Genomic DNA, 18,933 nt, shown 5'->3' with positions numbered 1-18,933 from the left:
AAACGCTTATCGAGAAAGACGGAGGGATTGGACCCGATGATGTCTTGGCAACCAGTCATACTCCCTGAAAAAGGTGCCAAATTCCGCCCCGGCAACGGGGACAGATAAGTTGAAAGCTTGCACCCTGCTTCCTTTCTTCGATAAGCCGTGTACCCGTATTGGCGCCGTTCTGCTACAGACGGTGGTTTGCATGGTAAATAGTCCTAATCAATACAAGAACTTGGAAAAAATAACTGACCTTCTTCAACAGCGTATCCTGATTCTCGATGGAGCGATGGGTACTATGATTCAACGGTATAAACTGGAAGAAGAAGATTATCGCGGAACGCGTTTTGCCGACTGGCCACACGATTTGAAGGGCAACAACGATTTGCTGTCGCTCACAAGACCGGACATCATCAAGGAAATCCACCGCCAGTATCTCGAAGCCGGATCGGACATCATCGAAACCAACACCTTCAGCGGAACGTGGGTGGCAATGGCCGATTACCACATGGAAGAACTGGTGTACGAACTGAATTACGAGTCGGCGAGAATTGCGAAGGAAGTGGCGGAGGAAGTAACCCGCCAGAATCCCGACAAGCCCCGGTTTGTGGCCGGTGCGATGGGGCCGACCACGCGGCTGGCCTCCATGTCGCCCGATGTGAACAATCCCGGCTACCGCGCCATTACGTTCGATCAACTGGTCGAAGCATTTTACACCCAGGTTTCCGGGTTGGTCGAGGGCGGATCGGATTTGCTATTGATTGAAACCATCACGGATACGCTCAACGCCAAAGCCGCGTTGTTTGCCGTGGATAAATATTTTGCGGATAAAGGACTGGAACCGCTGCCGATCATGGTTTCGGGAACCATTACCGACGCTTCGGGCCGGACGCTGTCGGGCCAGACGACGGAAGCGTTTCTGTATTCGGTGTCGCACCTGCCATTGCTCAGCATTGGGTTGAACTGCGCGATGGGGGCCGAACTGCTGCGGCCGTATGTACAGACGCTGGCGAAAGAAGCGCCGTTTTTTACGTCGGCCTATCCGAATGCCGGATTGCCCAACGAAATGGGGGAATACGATCAGTCGCCCGACGAAATGGCGGCCCAGATCGAAGGCTTTGTGCAGGACGGTTTTGTCAACATCGTCGGCGGTTGCTGCGGTTCGACGCCGGATCACATTCGGGCGATTGCCCAGGCGATTGCGAAATATCCGCCCCGTCCGAGACCACAGGCCGAATCGTATCAGAAACTGAGCGGTCTGGAGCCGTTGAAAATCACGGAGTTGACCAACTTTGTCAACGTCGGGGAACGCACCAACGTGACGGGTTCCAAGGCATTTGCGCGTTTGATCAAAGCCGGGGATTACGATGCTGCCTTGTCCGTGGCGCGTCAGCAGGTCGAAAACGGTGCGCAGGTAATCGACGTGAACATGGACGAAGGCATGCTGGATTCGGTGGAAGTCATGACAACCTTCCTGAACCTGATTGCCGCCGAACCCGACATTGCCCGCGTGCCGATCATGATCGACTCCTCGAAGTGGGAAGTGATCGAAGCCGGTTTGAAATGCGTGCAGGGCAAAGCCATCGTGAACTCAATTTCGCTGAAAGAAGGAGAAGAAGCGTTTATCGAACGCGCCAATCTGGTGAAACGCTACGGTGCTGCGGCCGTGGTGATGGCGTTCGACGAAACCGGTCAGGCCGATAACTTCGAACGGCGGATTGAAATTTGCGAACGCGCGTACCGGATTCTGGTGGATAAAGTCGGTTTTTCGGCGCAGGACATCATTTTTGACCCGAACATCCTGACCGTTGCCACGGGAATCGAAGAACACAATAATTACGCCGTCGACTTCATCAATGCGACGCGCTGGATCAAGGAAAATCTGCCGTTAGCGAAGGTGAGTGGCGGGGTGTCCAATATTTCGTTCTCTTTCCGGGGCAACGAGGTGGTGCGGGAAGCGATGCACTCGGTTTTTCTGTACTACGCTATTAAAGCCGGGATGGACATGGGGATTGTCAACGCCGGTAATCTGGGTGTTTATGACGATATTCCGAAAGACCTCCTCGAACGCTGCGAAGATGTGCTGCTCAACCGCCGTCCGGATGCGACGGAGCGGCTGGTCGATTTTGCCGAAACCGTTAAAGCCAAAGGAAAAGTCGTTGTTCAGGATGAAAGCTGGCGGCTGGAACCGGTTCAGGAACGCCTGAAACACGCGCTGGTGCGCGGCATCACGGATTACATCGACCAGGACACGGAAGAAGCCCGGCTGCTGTATGAGCGACCCATCGAGGTGATCGAAGGGCCGTTGATGGATGGCATGAACGTGGTGGGCGACCTGTTTGGCGAAGGGAAAATGTTCCTGCCGCAGGTGGTGAAGTCGGCGCGGGTGATGAAAAAGGCCGTTGCCTATCTGTTCCCGTTCATCGAAGCCAGCAAGGCCGTGGGCGCGCGGGCGGCCGGAAAAATCCTGATGGCCACCGTCAAAGGCGACGTTCACGACATTGGAAAAAACATCGTTGGCGTGGTTTTGGGCTGTAACAACTACGAAATCATTGATTTGGGCGTGATGGTGCCAACCCAGAAAATTCTGGAAGAAGCCAAAAAGCATAACGTCGATATCATCGGTTTAAGCGGTTTGATTACGCCCTCGCTGGATGAAATGGTGGGCGTGGCGAAAGAAATGGAGCGTCAGGGTTTTACGATGCCGCTGCTGATCGGCGGGGCTACGACCTCGCGGATTCACACCGCCGTCAAAATCGATCCGCATTATTCGGGGCCGGTGGTGCACGTGCTGGATGCCAGCCGGAGTGTGCCGGTGGCCGGTCGGCTCATCAGCGAGCAGGAAAGCACGCGCGATCTGGTTTTCCACGAATTCAAGGACGAGTACACCAAACTCCGCGCCGATCACGCCAAGCGGAAACAGGACAAAAAGACCCTGACGATTGACGTAGCCCGGAAAAACAAAACCGTCATCGACTGGTCGGAATTTGAACCGACCAAACCGCAGTTTCTCGGAAACCGCTATTTTCAGGACTATTCCTTGAAAGAAATTGCGGAGTTTATCGACTGGACGCCGTTTTTCCAGACCTGGGAATTGCACGGAAAATACCCCGCGATTCTGACCGATGAGGTTGTTGGCGTTGAAGCAAAAAAGGTCTTTGAAGATGCCAAACGGCTTTTGCAGAAAGTGATCGATGAAAAACTGCTGACGGCCAGAGCCGTGGTTGGTTTTTATCCCGCCAACGCCACCGAAGACGATGTGCTGCTGCACGACTTTGAGGAAATTGTCCGCGAGATTCCCTGTGAACGGCACGGTTCGCACGCGCATATTGAATATAAACTCAGCCACATTGCCGAGCGTAGCGAACACAAATCGGCAGGAGAACTGATTTACGATACCAAAACCGTGCTCCATTTCCTGCGTCAGCAAAACCAGAAAGCACCCGGTTTACCCAACTTCTGTCTGGCGGATTTTGTAGCTCCGATGGAGACGGGCCACACGGATTACATTGGCGGTTTTGCCGTTACGGCGGGGATTGGTATTGAAAAACTGGTGGAGGAATTTGAGCGCGATCACGACGATTACAACAGCATCATGATCAAGGCCATCGCCGACCGTCTGGCCGAAGCTTTCGCTGAATTGATGCACAAACGGGTTCGGACGGAGTTCTGGCCGTATGCAACCAACGAAAAATTGTCGAACGAAGATTTAATCAAGGAAGAGTACCAGGGCATTCGGCCGGCACCGGGCTACCCCGCCTGCCCCGACCATACCGAAAAAGCAACGCTGTTTGAACTGCTGGATGCCGGACAGATCGACATCCAACTGACCGAGAGTTTTGCCATGTATCCGGCGTCGTCGGTGAGCGGTTTTTACTTCTCGCACCCGTCGTCGCGGTATTTTGCGGTCGGAAAAATCAACAAGGATCAGGTGCTCGATTATGCGCAGCGGAAGAACATGCCCCTTGATGAGGTCGAACGCTGGTTGTCTCCGGTTCTGTCGTACGACGCGTAGGGAACCGCCCCCCCCCCACGCCCAGTCACCCTCGCCCCGAAGGGGCCTCATCATTAGCCCCGGACATCGTCCGGGGAACACGGGGAGGTCGCCCATCACCCCGCCCCAAAGGGGCATCATCATTAACCCCGGACGATATCCGGGGTTAATGATGATATCCGCGTCCTCGCCAACCCTGAAAGGGTTGAATATCGATCTAATTATCCAACCCTTTCAGGGTTATGACCAATTGGCCCCTCTCCGTATTCCCCGGACGATGTCCGGGGCTAATGATGGTGCCCCTTTAGGGCGGGGTGATGGGCGACCTCCCCGTATTCCCCGGACGATGTCCGGGGCTAATGATGGTGCCCCTTTAGGGCGGGGTGATGGGCGACCTCCCCGTATTCCCCGGACGATGTCAGGGGTTAATGATGATGCCCCTTTGGCGCGGGGTGATGGGCGACCTCTCCGTATTCCCCGGACGATGTCCGGGGCTAATGATGGTGCCCCTTTAGGGCGGGGTGATGGGCGACCTCCCCGTATTCCCCGGACGATGTCCGGGGTTAATGATGAGGCCCCTTTGGGGCGGGGTGACTGGGCGTGGGGATTTGAAAAAAATCCGGGAAAGATTTTGTTTATATATTGGAATCTTTTATATATTTACTTCATACAAATAAATTAACATTCTATTTCTGCACAGCATGGAACCATCAGGCAATGAATTTTTGCGGGGAACCCTGAAGACAATCGTGTTGAAACTGCTGACCGAACGGGGCCGGATGTACGGATACGAAATCACGCAGTCGGTCAAAGAGCGGACGCAGGGAGAGGTTATTCTGACGTTCGGGGCGTTGTACCCGGTTTTGCACAAATTGCAACAGGAAGGTTTATTGATTACGGAGTCGGTGGAAGTGGACGGGCGGTTGCGCAAATACTACACACTCACCCCCAGTGGCAACGAAATGGCCCACCAGAAAGTCTCTGATTTCGAGCGATTTGTTGAAGTAATGAAAGCCCTTTTACAACCGGTGCCAGCCTTGTCGCTGGGCCACTAAAATCCGAACCGATCAGCCGCTAAACCCGATAGTCCTATGGAAAAGCTCAACCCGCAACAAGTAGAAATCCTATACCGCCATCTGGTCTGGAACGGCACCGACGAAGCGCTGTTTGAAGAACTCCTCGATCACCTGGCTTGTGAGGTCGAGCATTACATGTGGATTGGTCTGCCATTCGAAACCGCCCTGGAAAAAGTGCAGCTCGAAGCAAACGCCAAAGCCGTGAAGCACCTGCGCAAAACCTACCAGATCGAGCTAACCATGAACGAGGAACAGCTTCGGAAAGCGGATCTGGACGATATTGTGTTTCAGTTTCGCAACAAGGCATATGGCGCGTATGATTTGCGGCAGGAATACCGGAATTCCCTGCGCACAGCCCTGTTGATGACTGTCGGAATGGTTCTGATGATGATGGCTCTACTCACCACCGTGAGTACCGGAAAATGGGCGTATCTGAGTGTTTGGGGGCTGGTCTGGACCGTTGGGCTGCTCAGCTTCTCGTATGCCGTCGGCACCTGTATTCGCCAGCGAATCCAGCAGCGATACCGGATCGTGCGATAAAAGATTGCCTGGAGCAACAGTTGAAGAAATTGGAAGTGGCCGGGAAACGGGAACGTTTCACACGGTGTCCACTCCCAATCGGCTATTGATTCAACGCTAGGATTAAATAAGTCGGTAATACGTTGCCAGGTCTTTCATAACCAGTACATTGTCGACCTTGAGCTTGTCGAATATCCGGGCTTTGTGCGTGCCAACGGTCGATGTGTGAATGTTGAGCGTATCGGCAATGTGGCTGACGGATTTGCCCCTCACCAGGTGAAAAGCAATTTCCAGTTCCCGGTTCGACAAGGCATCGAACGGGTCCAGTTCTTTCCTAAAGTGATTATCATCCTGCATTTTTTCCAATAAGTCGGGGCATACGCACGGTTTTCCACACAGGATGGCGTGAACGGCTTTCCGGATTTCCGGGTCCTCGGCCTGCTTGCTGACGTACCCCTTGACGCCCAGTTGCAGATACCGCTTGGCGAACGCGTATTCGGTCATGATGGTAAAGATCATAATCGGTAAGTCCGGTGCCATCGCCCGAATATTCTGGAGCAAACTGAATGTGTCGGTGTTAGGCATGTTGATGTCCATAATCACCAGATGATAGGTGGTATCCATAATCTTGCCGAAAGCCGAACTGCCGTTTTTGGCTTCGTCAATCTGGATGGTGCCGTATTGTTCTTTCAACAACAAACGGATGCCTGAACGGACAATGGAGTGGTCGTCTACTAATAAGATCTTGTACATAACTTTCCTGGTTTTAGCGTTAAATAGTATTTCATCACTGCACTAGGCCCGGTTTTCAATAATCCAGGGCCGTAAAAACGGAGTTGTTACTGATGTACTCTGGAATCAGACGTTTAAGGGTTCCTACCAACTGGTGATCACTGCCGTTGAGCATCAGATGCCGCAATTGGTCGAGTGTCGCTTTCATTTCGTCTGCGTCGGGAATGACCACCTGCGCAATCATAATTTTGGGGTGATGGGTGGGCAGCGTGCTTTCGTTGTCGTTGAGGAGTTCTTCAAACAGCTTTTCGCCCGGTCGCAAACCCGTAAAAACGATTTTGATGTCCTTGTCTACGGCATAACCGGACAGGTGAATCATCTTGCGGGCCAGTTCCACGATCTTCACCGGATCGCCCATGTCGAACACGAACACTTCCCCGCCTTTGCCCATACCGCCCGCTTCGAGCACCAACTGGCAGGCTTCCGGAATGGTCATGAAATAGCGGATGATGTCGGGGTGGGTGACCGTTACGGGGCCGCCCGACTGGATTTGCTGTTGGAAAACCGTCACCACCGAGCCGTTGGAACCCAGCACGTTGCCAAACCGGGTGGCAATAAACCGGGTTCGGCGCAAGGCTTTGTCAGGATGATTCAGGCTCTGAACATACATTTCGGCCAGCCGTTTGGTGGCTCCCATGACGTTGGTGGGGTTGACGGCCTTGTCGGTCGAAATCATGACGAACGTGCGAACGCCAAATTTCAGCGACAGATCCGCGACAATCTGCGTTCCCAGCACATTCACCCGCACGGCTTCGTATGGATGTTCTTCCATGAGCGGAACGTGCTTGTAGGCTGCGGCATGAAAGACAATCGTCGGGCGGGTTTCCCGGAAAATATGCCGCATCCGAAATTCGTCGGAGATGTCCGCAATTTTCACGATCACGTTGACCTCGCTCGCCAGGGCCTGGTATTCCCGGCGCAGTTTGAATTCCAGATCGAACAGGGCCGATTCTGCCTGATCGACCAGCACGACGGTGTGTGGACGGTGGCGCAACACCTGCCGGATGAGTTCGGCACCAATCGAACCGGCGGCCCCCGTCACCATCACGACCTGATCGTTGAGTTGTTCGCGGATGGCCTGGTTTTCCAGTTGAATGGGTGAGCGACCAAGGAGGTCCTCGATCCGGATGTCGCGGATCTGGAACGCGTTCAGCCGGCCGTCGATCCATTGTTCAACCGTGGGAATGGTTTTGACCGGGACGTGGTATTGCAGGAAAAAATCGGTGATTTCCGTTTTTTTCTTCGGACTGATGGCCCCCATCGCCAGCAGAATCTGGGGTGGAATCGTTTGTTTCCGAATATAGCGTTTGTAAGCTTCCTGCCGCGAAACGACCGGCAAGCCCTGAATGACTTTGTTGATTTTGTACGGATTGTCGTCGATGAAAGCCAGAACTGTATACCGTTGCGTGGGGTCCTGCGCCAGCGCGTTGCGGGTGAGCAGACCGGTTTTGCCGGCGCCGTAGATCAAAATCGGCTGCAACGGCGTACCCCGCGTAATCGAGCGCAGGTGCCAGTAAAACGCTTTGACCAGAAACCGGCTCAGCGACAGGGCTACGAGGGAGCAGCAATAATCGATCATCAGAATCGATACCGGCACGTAATATACGAGGTAACCGGCTTGCCAGCCGAAATAGGTTCCAAAAGCTGTAATCGTGCTACCGGCGGTAACGGCATACAACAGCAGCAGAATGTCTTCGAGACTGGTGTGGCGAATGATGCCCTGGTGGGAACGGAACAGCACGAAAAATAGAGACCGGATTCCGACCGTGAGACCCAGGCAAAACAGGAAGTAATCGGCATAAATGGTGGTTACTTCGAAATTAAACCGCAACAAAAAGGCAATCGCGAACGAACCGATGGAGAGACAAACATCGGCCAGCAGCACGAAATAGCTGGAGACAATGCGGTTTGAATGGATTTTTAAATAGTGCTCTATCATCACTTTATAATCTAGGATGAGGGATTATCGACTCAGATGATTGGCAATACAGAGCCAGGTACCGCCGTTTTCAGGACGGCGGTAACGAATAAGTCCGTGTTTTCAGATCCGTCTGTTCAGCCGGTTACTGAACAGCCACTTTTACGAACTTTGGCTGTACCAGCGACGGGTTTTGCAACGAGATCACGTACAGGCCACTGTGTAGGGACACGCCCTGAAATTGCACGGTATTCCGTCCTTTCTCCAGCAAAATCGATTGTTTACCGACGGTTCGGCCCATGTTGTCGACCAGAACCAGGTTCGCTTCCCGGGAGAGATTTTCGTCGCCGTAATCGACATACGCTTTGATGGTGCCGTTGGTAACCGGATTGGTCGACAGTTTCAGTTCGATGCCCACGTAACCCTCAAATGTCAGGGAGCGCAGGAAGCTGAACTCGTATTTCCCGTCCGTATCCACCTGCCGCAATCGGTAATAATGAACCACCGACGGATCGGGATATTCCTGCGTGAAGCGATAATTCTGGGTTTGATACGTCGTTCCGTGGCCGTTTACCTTTCCCAGCACCTCAAAATCGCGGGCATTGGTCGAATGCTGCACTTCAAAAAACGCGTTGTTTTTCTCGGATGACGTGGTCCATTCCAGAACCGCGTGTTGGTTGACGGCTTTTACGTTGAAGGACGACAGGGTGACGGGCAGGGCCGAGGACCCGACGGACGTCTGGACGTTCGATGCGTTGTTGCCGGGTGTATTTTCCTGAATAAGCAAGGCATTTGCTACTTCGATGTCGGCCTGTAGAATGACATTTCCGGCGGTTTGGGCAACGGCGATTGTATTGAGATCGATGGCGACGGCACCCGTCGGAATGGCCGCCAGCGTGTTGACGAGACTGACGGATGTTCCGCTCGAACTTTCTACCGTAAAATATGTATTGGGCTGGAGCGACACATAATTGACAAAACTATTGAGCGTGACCACCACCCGGATCGCACCAATGGGAATGGAGGGTGCCGATAAATTCTGGAAATTGACCGTCAGAACGCCCGTGTGATTGGGGCCGGCGAAAATCGTCGGATCACCGGCGTTTTCAGTGATGAGGAAGATGTTCGTCGAGGCATCGATGACGACCTGAGCGTTCGACTTTCTTCCCATAAAAAACCCGGAGAATAACAGGATGAGTACAATTATTCGGTTCATAGCTGCTTTTGTTAATGGTTATACGTTTGCGGTTGTCTGAAAAGTTGATTTTTTCCGGGCCGACCAGTCGGCCCGGAAAAATCTGGTTGCGTTACTCAATGGTTATCTGTGCGCTGGCTACGTTGTTGGCCGTGTTGGTTTCTCCCCCTGAACCGGCAAGAATGTTTATGTTCAGGTTGGCAAGTCCCGGAGCCGCCGAGCCGCTGGCCGTCAGCACCATTTCGATTTCATTGAACGAACTGCCTGCAATGGTTACCCCCGTTTTGGAAACCAGTTTGAACAGTAAGGTTTCGGTGGTCAGTATCCATTGATCCTGAAGGGCTTCAGCGGTTGAGAGCGCCATCGTGTAGAAGGGTGACGGTCTCGAAATCGTTAGTGTAATCGTTCCGTTGGTATTGGTGGCCGGAATGAGGTTATACACCTGCACCTTGAGGTTTTTAGCTCCGCCACTGGCACCATACAACCGGTCGGGCATCGACAGCGTTGGGTACAGATCCACACCGGCCGGGTCGATATAATCCGGGTTCTCATCCGTATCTTCATTGGGCAAAGTTGGGTTTCCGCTGTCACCATAGGCATTGGGTTCACCATCGACCGTTTGCGGAATACCGTCATTGTCCGTTCCATCAGCCGCATCCACCACGCCATCCCCGTTGGTGTCGAGCGATGCCGGATTGGGAATGCCGCTTTCGTAGAGATCTTTCTTGGAGTCGTTATCACTGTCCAGATCGCGGTAGTTCGGGCTGCCGTCATTGTCGGCATCGGCCGGGGTTACTCCCGAACCTGCGGACGACGGGATGCCCGTTGCCCCCGGTGTACCATCGGCAATTCCATCGCCGTTCGAGTCATTGGTCGGCGAGCCGGTGGCTTCCACCACATCGTTGATACCGTCATTATCCGAATCCAGATCCAGGTAGTCCGGTAGTAAATCCCCGTCGGTGTTGGTCGGATTGGCGCCATCGATTCCTTTTTCAACGGTGTCCGTAATGCCGTCGTTATCACTGTCGAGGTCGCGGTAATTCGGATAAGCATCCCCGTCGTTGTTCGGCAAGGCCGGGCTATTGGCATCGCCGTAGGTTCCATTGGCCCCATCGACCACGGCTGCGGGAGCGTTCACGGTGGGAATACCGTCGTTATCCGTTTCGGAAGCATCGTCGATAATACCGTCTTTGTTGGTATCGAGCGCATTCGGATTCGGAATGCCGCTTTCGTAGAGATCCGGAATGCCGTCGCCGTCGGTATCAATATCCTGGAAGTCAGGCTTCGTATCTCCGTCGGTGTCGGGTGGCGTCAAACCGCTGCCCGCGGAGGCTGGAATCCCCGTTGCGCCCGGCGTGCCATCGGCAATACCGTCACCATTGCTGTCTTTGGTTGGAGAACCGTTGGGGTTGGCTTCAATGACGTCGTTGATGCCGTCGTTATCAGCATCCAGGTCGATGTAATCCGGCCGACCGTCGGGGTTGCTGCCGGTATTGGTATCGCTGTTGGTCGGGTTGTTACCGTCGGAGCCTTTCTCGACGGTATCCAGAATGCCGTCGTTGTCGCTGTCCAGATCGAGGTAATCGGGCAGGGCATCGCCGTCTGTGTTGCGGGGTTCATCGCCATTCGGGCCGGCTTCCACGGAGTCGGGAATGCCGTCATTGTCGCTGTCGGGATCGCGGTAGTCGGGAACGTCCGTACCGTCCGTATTGGAGGGATTGTTGCCATCCGGGCCTTTTTCAACGGAATCCGGGATGCCGTCGTTATCGCTGTCCAGATCCCGCAGATCCGGACTGCTGTCACCATCCGTATCCCGGTTCGGATCGCCTTCCGGATTTTCTACCGTATCGGGAATTCCGTCGTTGTCATCATCCGGATCGCAGGTATCCGGAATACCGTCGCCGTCGAAATCGAGGAGATCATTGCCGGTTCCGGTGCCGCAGACATCCTGACAATCAGGAACGCCATCCCCATCGGCATCTTCGATGACAAAGGCATCATAAATTAAATAATCACCTGCCAGATCGGCACTGAGCAAACCTTCATTGACAATTAGCTGAATCCGGTCAAATGCTGCGTCCGGATAAAAGCCTACCACGGATCGGGTGGTTGTACCGGAAATAAGCGACGCCCCCAGCAAACTAGCGGAAGTAGATTCATCCACCAGCGTCGTTCCATTATAGACTTTTATGGTAATAGCGTCCAACAGTCCTAACGCAATGAGTGAGCCGGTTTTGGAAATATGAAACCCGGCAAACGTCGTATTGGCGGTAAAGTCTGTTCCATCATTTTCAACGGTAAACTGCAGACCGGCCCCTAATACACCTACGACGGATGTATACGTAGCAAAGTCATCGGTTGGCGTTGATGTAACCGCATTTCCACTATTCGTGAGCGCGTGTAAACCAAGCCCGTGTACACCCGTCCAGGGTAACCCAAGTGATTGAAAGCCGGTAACAATGGCCCCATTGTATTTGCCCGTACCGGCGTTGTTCAGAAGCGTTTCACAATTCGTGCAGGTTGTGGCCTCCACAAAAGCCCCATAGAGCCGGATTGCACCGACGTTGGCCGTCGCCAGCGAGTTGATGCGGATACGAACCTCGTTGAAATCCAGGGTTGTTGTAAAGCCCAGCTTTTGTTTCGGAATCGTATTGCTCCCTGCCAGAAGCGACAAGCCCACCACATTCGTTGGGTCGCCGGGTGATTTGGCTTCCTGGAGGGTTCCAAACAAATAGGTTTCAATGGTAATGGTGCTCAGGGCATTCAACGCCAGCAAGGCATTGACCTGATTTTTGGCAATGACGAAACCAGCCCGATCACCGGCCTTGTATTTCTTTTTCGTGTCGATAACGCTGACCGAAATTTCGGAGGCAACACCAGCCGTGGGGGTCAGAACGGCATAATTGGCATTGTTTCCATCGATTAGATTGGCCCGGTCGGTCAGCGAACAGGCGGCACAGGTTACCGAGCCGTAGTAAGTAGCATCCGTGCCCAGACCGCTGATGTAGTCGTTGCAGGCGGTGGTAGACACCGGCGTTGAGCAACTGGTCGGGAAGGCCACTGCGGCAAAAATCCGCAGGTTGCTGAACACTTCAGCACTCAGCAAACTGGTGTTCAGGCGAACTTCGTCAAATTCCTGGTTCGTTGTGAACGTCGCATACATTTTCTCCACACTGCCCAGCGCGGAGCCGGATACCAGCGCATTGAGCGGTTGTGCTGCCGAGACGGGATTGCCGTTCAGGTAGGTTCGGATGGTCACGCTGCTCTGAACCGACACATCGACCAGCGCACTACGCGACAGGATAAAACCGACCACATTTTCGCCGGTATAGGTACCATTGGTTCTTTTCACCGAAATTCCCTGGGCAATCTGAGCCGCAATGGTTGTGTTGATATTGGCAAAGGTTTCGAGGCTGTTATCGGTTATTTTTTGCAATTCGTTGTAGGTGCCCGTTCCCAGGCAAAGCGGACCTGCGCAAACCGTTGCACTGATCACCCCGCCCACCTGCACCGCCGTTCCGGAAATGGGGGCATAGCACGACTGCGCATACGCGGGAGGTATACTGACTAGCATACCCATTACGGCCAGCAAGCTCATCAGACGGTGCCGCTGTCGGGAAAGCTGGTTTTTAATTCGCCCAATTAAACAGTAATGTGGAGTCATAGCGAACTGGTTTTAAATGGATGGACTGTTGTTTAAATTTTAAGAAAATGCGCGCCGTCTACCGCTAGCTTTATAAAAGTTGCGGCCTGGTTATGTTACTTATTACACATACCTTTCCCCGGCAGAAATTCGTGTTTTTGAATTTCATAAAAGAAGGTCCTGTAAGAAGTACGCGTTACATAAAATTATGAGCACAGCTTCCTGCCTGATTGATCCTGGAGGAAATCAATTCTGGTTATCATACTGAAAACCGGATCAGAATAGCGCATGGAGCCTGGAGGTAGCCCGCGCTTGTATTCTTGACAGTAGGGTGATTGAAGATTAAATGCGAGTTACAGAATTAAGCATGCGAAAGTAATGGTCGCTTAATCCGGCCGTTTCCAACTCTGACATTTAAGTGGGTAACTCTTTTTTTTTTGCAATCACAACAGCATTTGGAGGTAAATGCTTGATAGATTGATTGTTAATTGGCTACACCTGGAGGGGGTAGAGCAAATTAACAATCGGGAATACCTGGCTATGGAGGTTTGGGCCAGGATTAGTTGCTCGTCTTAATTGAATTGTCTTTTTTCATAGGTTGCTTCACTAAAAGGCAAGACAGAGAATTTGTGTGCGCAACTTTAAGCTGTTTTTTTACGAATCACAAATTTTAAATACCGTTTTTGTTGTCTATTTATTATACGGCATATTGTAAAATATTTAAATTAAAATAGATTCAAAAGTTTAAATAAATGAACAGATAATTGTATTGAATGAATAGCAAAAATTTTGCCATGACATTTATCCGTAGAATTATTTTGTCTGATAATTAATTTAAAAAATTCGGTTTATCAAGATAGGTTACTGGCTCATTCACGTCATTAGCGTACTTGTAAATAATGCCTGCTAAATTAAATTCCGGAGCCCTTTGCGGATAAATTGTATTTTCTGAATTTGGCACGTTATGAATAGCCGCACTACGGGCTTATTCCACCCGTTGGCCTTCAATCCGTAGCCTAAAAGATAGCTTGAACCGGGCCTTTTTTGGGGAAACCCAGATGTAGTAGTAGATAGAACTATTTTGAGATCTAATTTGGGCTTTTTTACGATAGCCAATCTGGAAAATAGATTGTGAACCGCTCGATTTGAAGTGCTGACCCTGACCACATCCCAGCCCTCACGAGGGAACCCGAGCCGAAAAAAACTTTTTTTCGGCTCGGGTCGCAAAAAATGGCATGGGTTTATCGGGCCGGTTTTTGATTAAGAAAATGGTCGGGAAGGCGCTAACGTTTGGGGTGTACGTAAAAAGGGTTACTTTCTAACTCAGGGCTTGTTGAAAATCGTCGTCGGGAAGTCATCCAGTCTTTTTTATATAGGCGCCAATCCCAATTCCTTCAAAAACGCATTGTGCTTGTCGGTATTGATTTTGATACTGTCGTTTATGTCAGTCAATCTTTTGTTGACCGCTTTCAAGTCAATTTGGATCTCGTCATCTGAGGTACTGACATACCTGGAAATGTTCAGGTTGTAGCCGTTCCGCTCAATTTCGTCCATTGACACTTTGCGGGAATAGCGATCCCGGTCACGACGGTACTGATACGTCTCGACAATTTGGTGAATGTCGTTGGGTTCTCCGTCTTCCCCTTCCCGGAGTGTGTTTTGCCGTTTGCCTTTTTCATACTGCGTACTGGCGTTGATGAACAACACATCATCCTGTTTTTTGCATTTTTTTAGAACCAGAATGCAAACGGGAATACCGGTGGAATAGAACAAGTTGGAAGGCAGACCAATAACGGTGTCGATGTGATTGTCTTTCAAAAGCTTGGTCCGGATTCGTTCTTCCGCTCCGCCCCGGAACAGAACGCCGTGGGGCAGGATAATCGCCATCGTTCCTTCCTTTCCCAAAAAGTGAAAACCGTGTAACAAAAAGGCAAAGTCGGCGGCCGATTTGGGCGCCAGACCGTAACTCTTGAAACGAAAATCATCGCCCAACGTCTCATTGGGTTCCCAGCGCAAACTAAACGGCGGATTGGCGACAATGGCATCAAATTCGATCTTTTTGGAGGGATTCATTTCGTTGAGCAACTCCCACTGATTGAGCAACGTATCGCCGTGAAAAATCTCAAACTCCGTGTCTTTCATGCCGTGCAGCAGCATGTTCATCCGGGCGAGGTTGTAGGTGGTGATGTTCTTTTCCTGCCCGTAGATTTTACCGATACTACCGCCATTGTCCTTAATGCGCTTCCGCACATTGAGCAGCAGCGAGCCCGAACCACAGGCGAAATCCAACACCTTGTCCAGCTTTTTCTTTTTGCCCGTTGTGGGGTCCTGACTGTCGAGGGTTACGATTTCTGAGAGAATGGTCGAGATTTGTTGGGGCGTATAAAATTCACCGGCTTTTTTGCCCGAACCGGCAGCAAACTGACCGATCAGATACTCGTACGCATCGCCCAGCGTGTCGGCGTCGGCGGAGAAATCCGCAATGCCCTCCGCAATTTTTTGAATAATGGCGCAGAGCTTTTTATTTCTCTCCGTGCTGGTTTTTCCGAGCTTTTCCGAATTCAGATTGATTTCGGAAAACAAACCCTGAAAGGCGCTGGCAAACGATTCGTTTTCAATGTACCGAAATCCCGCTTCCAGTGTAACCAGCAATTCATCATTTTGCGTACGTGCCAGCTCTATAATGTTACTCCACAAGTGTTGCGGTTGAATGACATAATGCACTTTTCGGCGCATTTGCTTTTCAAATTCCGGTACATCATCTTCATTGGCTTCGTACCAAACCGACAAAGGCGTACGCTTGTCCTTGTCATCCAATTGCGGATAATCCGAGCCTAATTCTTTTTTTGCCGATTCTTCGTAGTTGTAGGACAAATACCGCAGAAAAAGAAACGAAAGCATGTAATCCCGGAAATCATCCGCGTTCATGGCTCCCCGTAATTGGTCCGCTATATCCCAAAGGGTTTTACCCAGTTGTTGCTGTTGTTTTTGTGTCATTGGTGTTCGGATGGGATGCCCCCACCGTTAGGATAGTACGCCCTTTCAGGGCTACGTTTGTATTAGTCGGATGGGATGACCCATCGCTAGAATATGACGCCCTTTCAGGGCTATCGGGTTGATGCCCCCCCGAAGGGGCATGATCACCAAACACAGGGTAATCGCCCTGTGTTACCCGTAAGCAATGGCTCTCACAAGCCCTGACAGGGCGTAATAACGAATCACACTGATAATCGTATTCTGTGTCATACTTTGTGGTTAAGCAAATATTTCCGGTAATTGAAAGTTGTGTTTCTCTAAAAACGCGTTCAATATCCTTTTGAATAATTCTTTGTTATCCAAATTCATTTCAACAGGCTGATAGACGGAGTATTTTCCGTGACTAAGTAAATTTAACGCCCGAGAAAAAAGCACTTCGTCCTCAACACCGTAGATACACTTTGAAAATTCATCATAACCAAAAAAAGTTGACGTCTTTTCTAACACGCTACGTAACATATTAAAATGATAGGTATTGATCTTTTCCGTTTCCGATGCTTTTTTTAGATCGCTCAACAAAGCAACGTGATGAAAAAAAGGCGTATCATCGGTTGCTCTCAGGACGTAACCGTCTAAACCATTTTTGTGCAAAAAGTGGCTTTTGTGAGCCATGTTCCTGAGTTCGTTATACATCACGTTGAAAAATAGGGCATGGTGCGAAGAAATGACAACGCTCACTTTGTCCTTTCCTTTTTTTAGCAATTGCGCCAAATCACTGGCCACCGCAATGGCATTGTTGTCATCGAGTGAAGAAATTGGATCATCGATATAAATGTGTTTGACCCAACTATACGACTCGTCACCATCGATGGCTAATTCACAAATAGCCAGGAAAATGCACCATATAAAAATATTTTCTTCTCCTCTGGATATCTTGATGTTTTCCTGAATTACATACGCTGGTTCTTCGGCATCGGGTCTGAATCGTGGATTTTTAACCTGCTTCCTAAAAACAATATTCCAATCATCATAATTGATTGTAAAATTGAAATCGGCATAGCGTTCGAGAAAACCGAAAATCTTTTCTTCTAATGCCAACTCCCTAAACCCCTCAAAAAATCTGGAATTTTTATTGATGATTAAATGGCGTTCCGTGTCATTTTCCAGGTCATTATTCCAGTGAAAAAGGTCTTCGGTGTAGGCATTGTAATAGAGGGTATCTGTTACCGGTTCTTTCCTGCGCTTCTTGCTGAGGTCTTTAAATTCCATTGAAAGGCGCGTCTTTCCGGTTCCGTTATAAGCATAGAGCAGGACAAAGTGATGATCATTTAAATCATCTCTTAACCGGACCGCCACATTTTTTAGGGTCTTGTACTTATATAATTTCGTTTGACCACTCATAGGCTAGTCAGTTGCTTTTGGAAATAACCGCTGCATCAAACCCTTTTTATGCAACTTCAATTGCTCTATTTTCTCTGCTTGCACTATGATTAATTCATCTAACGAAGAAAGGAAATTGGCTATTTTTTGTTGCTCATTAGGTTTAGGAATTAGGGCTTTAATTTTATAAATATTCGTTTTTGATAAACTAGGAATGCCCCCTGCTTCATTATGATTTAGCCAGTTTGTGTTTTGAAAAACATAATAAATATATTTCGGTAAACAGTCTTTAAATGAATGTGTGTAGAAAAGAGTGTCAACAGTCCAAAATTTTCCGGATAAAAACATTGGCTTGTCTATTGTTCCTTTTCTTCCAATGCATACGCTTTCCCCATCATACAAGTAATCATTCACTGAAAGCATATACCCACCAGAACCATATACCGGTATTTTACCTTTATCCAGATGTTTATAGTCTCTCCCATTGCCTATTTCAAATAACTCCTCAAAACTTTTTTCCTCCCACTCCCCATCCTCCAAAAACTCCGGAAACCGCCATTTCGGAACTGTTTCCCCTTCCTGCGGGAAAAGGTTTTGCATCAAGCCTTTTTTATGTTCTTTGAGGGCTTCTAATTGTTGGCTGTGGGCGGTAATTACTTCATCTAAGGATGTAAGGCAGTCGGCGATTTTTTGCTGTTCGATTTTTCCTTGAGGAAAGAAAATCGTCATATTTTTCAAATCGGAGTTATACAATCTACTTATAATACCCCCATCTGATGTTTGCCATTTCAATGATGAGTAACAATAAAATAAGAAACTGTTTAGCACAATTTCTTCATTATTTCCTAGCCAGACTATATTTGAATCTTGAAAAAAAGCGGGTGAACCATCATAAATCACTAGCCTACCAATTGTGCCAGATGCAGAAATTAAGATGTCGCCAATCTTGGGAAATGAATATTTACTTTTATACTCTTCGTAAAGTTCTTGGGAGATATACGAGTCCGGCTCCTGACCAAATGTGCCTATTTTGTAAAATGGAATTCCATTCTTAGGATTTGATGTAGTTTGTTCTTTAAAAATGCGCTTACACATTAAGGGTTCACCGATTGCTTCCAACTTCTTCTTCCGCCACTCCCCCTCATTCTCAAACTCAGGAAACCGCAACTCCGGTAGTATTTTATTCGTTTCGTTATTCATGGTTTTGTTGAGTGGCCTTTAATTCGTTCAGGACCAGGGTTTGCAAGGCGGCTTTGGGCAGCAAAAGCTGATACTCCACTACACCGATGGGTTTGTTGATGTCTTGCAGGGCTATTTCTACATCCAGGTGGTCTTTATCGGCGCAGAGAATGATGCCAATGGACGGGTTTTCGTCTGCAAAAAACAAAAACTGCGACAGCTTGTAGCAGTTTTCTATCTTATTGATAATAAGTAATTTATGGCAATACTTATATA

Annotated in this window: 11 protein-coding genes and 1 riboswitch; of the genes, 3 read left to right on the top strand and 8 right to left on the bottom strand. The window is 49.9% G+C overall.

What is annotated here, in order from left to right:
- Positions 1-3 precede the first annotated feature (3 nt).
- Positions 4-111, top strand: a riboswitch (SAM riboswitch).
- 109 nt (positions 112-220) lie between these two features.
- The 3 genes from metH (at position 221) to DUE52_RS07150 (ending at position 5,595) form a co-directional block, all read left to right on the top strand.
- A complete protein-coding gene (metH, locus tag DUE52_RS07165) occupies positions 221-4,000 on the top strand; it encodes a methionine synthase (RefSeq protein WP_114405304.1) in 3,780 nt (1,259 codons plus the stop codon).
- Between the two features lie 680 nt (positions 4,001-4,680).
- Positions 4,681-5,034 carry a PadR family transcriptional regulator gene (locus DUE52_RS07155; RefSeq protein WP_114405302.1) on the top strand — a complete coding sequence of 118 codons (354 nt, stop codon included), beginning with the start codon at positions 4,681-4,683 and terminating at the stop codon, positions 5,032-5,034.
- A 36-nt stretch (positions 5,035-5,070) separates the two neighbouring features.
- The gene (locus tag DUE52_RS07150; RefSeq protein WP_114405301.1) at positions 5,071-5,595 is read left to right on the top strand and encodes a hypothetical protein; all 525 of its coding nucleotides are present in this window, start codon (positions 5,071-5,073) and stop codon (positions 5,593-5,595) included.
- A gap of 102 nt (positions 5,596-5,697) precedes the next feature.
- Here DUE52_RS07150 and DUE52_RS07145 read toward each other — a convergent pair whose 3' ends face one another.
- The 8 genes from DUE52_RS07145 to DUE52_RS07110 all read right to left on the bottom strand — a co-directional run bounded on the left by DUE52_RS07145 (position 5,698) and on the right by DUE52_RS07110 (position 18,865).
- On the bottom strand, positions 5,698-6,327 hold the full coding sequence (locus tag DUE52_RS07145) for a response regulator (protein WP_114405300.1): 630 nt from the start codon (positions 6,325-6,327) through the stop codon (positions 5,698-5,700).
- Positions 6,328-6,382: 55 nt separating this feature from the next.
- Positions 6,383-8,305, bottom strand: a complete 1,923-nt coding sequence (locus DUE52_RS07140; protein ID WP_114405299.1) for a polysaccharide biosynthesis protein — start codon at positions 8,303-8,305, stop codon at positions 6,383-6,385.
- Between the two features lie 124 nt (positions 8,306-8,429).
- On the bottom strand, positions 8,430-9,500 hold the full coding sequence (locus tag DUE52_RS07135) for a hypothetical protein (protein ID WP_114405298.1): 1,071 nt from the start codon (positions 9,498-9,500) through the stop codon (positions 8,430-8,432).
- Positions 9,501-9,591: 91 nt separating this feature from the next.
- Entirely contained in the window at positions 9,592-13,143 is a 3,552-nt protein-coding gene (locus tag DUE52_RS07130; protein WP_133299780.1) for a hypothetical protein, read from the bottom strand.
- A gap of 1,347 nt (positions 13,144-14,490) precedes the next feature.
- Positions 14,491-16,119 (bottom strand): type I restriction-modification system subunit M, encoded by a 1,629-nt coding sequence (locus DUE52_RS07125; RefSeq protein ID WP_114405296.1) that lies wholly within the window; start codon positions 16,117-16,119, stop codon positions 14,491-14,493.
- Positions 16,120-16,377: 258 nt separating this feature from the next.
- Positions 16,378-17,499 (bottom strand): AAA family ATPase, encoded by a 1,122-nt coding sequence (locus DUE52_RS07120; protein ID WP_114405295.1) that lies wholly within the window; start codon positions 17,497-17,499, stop codon positions 16,378-16,380.
- Positions 17,500-17,502: 3 nt separating this feature from the next.
- Positions 17,503-18,678 carry a restriction endonuclease subunit S gene (locus tag DUE52_RS07115; protein ID WP_114405294.1) on the bottom strand — a complete coding sequence of 392 codons (1,176 nt, stop codon included), beginning with the start codon at positions 18,676-18,678 and terminating at the stop codon, positions 17,503-17,505.
- Positions 18,671-18,865 (bottom strand): PDDEXK nuclease domain-containing protein, encoded by a 195-nt coding sequence (locus DUE52_RS07110; RefSeq protein ID WP_229312092.1) that lies wholly within the window; start codon positions 18,863-18,865, stop codon positions 18,671-18,673. The genes DUE52_RS07115 and DUE52_RS07110 overlap by 8 nt, the downstream gene beginning before the upstream one ends.
- Between the last annotated feature and the right edge of the window lie 68 nt (positions 18,866-18,933).

Origin of the sequence: Larkinella punicea, from assembly GCF_003334855.1 — a bacterium.
In the GTDB taxonomy this organism is placed as follows: Bacteria; Bacteroidota; Bacteroidia; order Cytophagales; family Spirosomataceae; genus Larkinella; species Larkinella punicea.
Note: the sequence above shows the minus strand (reverse complement) of the source record. Positions and strands in the feature narration are given on the sequence as shown.

Bases quoted from the DNA above. Each gene is read 5' to 3' on its own strand.
- DUE52_RS07120 (WP_114405295.1), bottom strand. From the start codon at position 17,499: ATGAGTGGTCAAACGAAATTATATAAGTACAAGACCCTAAAAAATGTG.
- DUE52_RS07140 (WP_114405299.1), bottom strand. From the start codon at position 8,305: ATGATAGAGCACTATTTAAAAATCCATTCAAACCGCATTGTCTCCAGC.
- DUE52_RS07135 (WP_114405298.1), bottom strand. From the start codon at position 9,500: ATGAACCGAATAATTGTACTCATCCTGTTATTCTCCGGGTTTTTTATG.
- DUE52_RS07125 (WP_114405296.1), bottom strand. From the start codon at position 16,119: ATGACACAAAAACAACAGCAACAACTGGGTAAAACCCTTTGGGATATA.
- DUE52_RS07130 (WP_133299780.1), bottom strand. From the start codon at position 13,143: ATGACTCCACATTACTGTTTAATTGGGCGAATTAAAAACCAGCTTTCC.
- DUE52_RS07150 (WP_114405301.1), top strand. From the start codon at position 5,071: ATGGAAAAGCTCAACCCGCAACAAGTAGAAATCCTATACCGCCATCTG.
- DUE52_RS07145 (WP_114405300.1), bottom strand. From the start codon at position 6,327: ATGTACAAGATCTTATTAGTAGACGACCACTCCATTGTCCGTTCAGGC.
- DUE52_RS07155 (WP_114405302.1), top strand. From the start codon at position 4,681: ATGGAACCATCAGGCAATGAATTTTTGCGGGGAACCCTGAAGACAATC.
- DUE52_RS07115 (WP_114405294.1), bottom strand. From the start codon at position 18,678: ATGAATAACGAAACGAATAAAATACTACCGGAGTTGCGGTTTCCTGAG.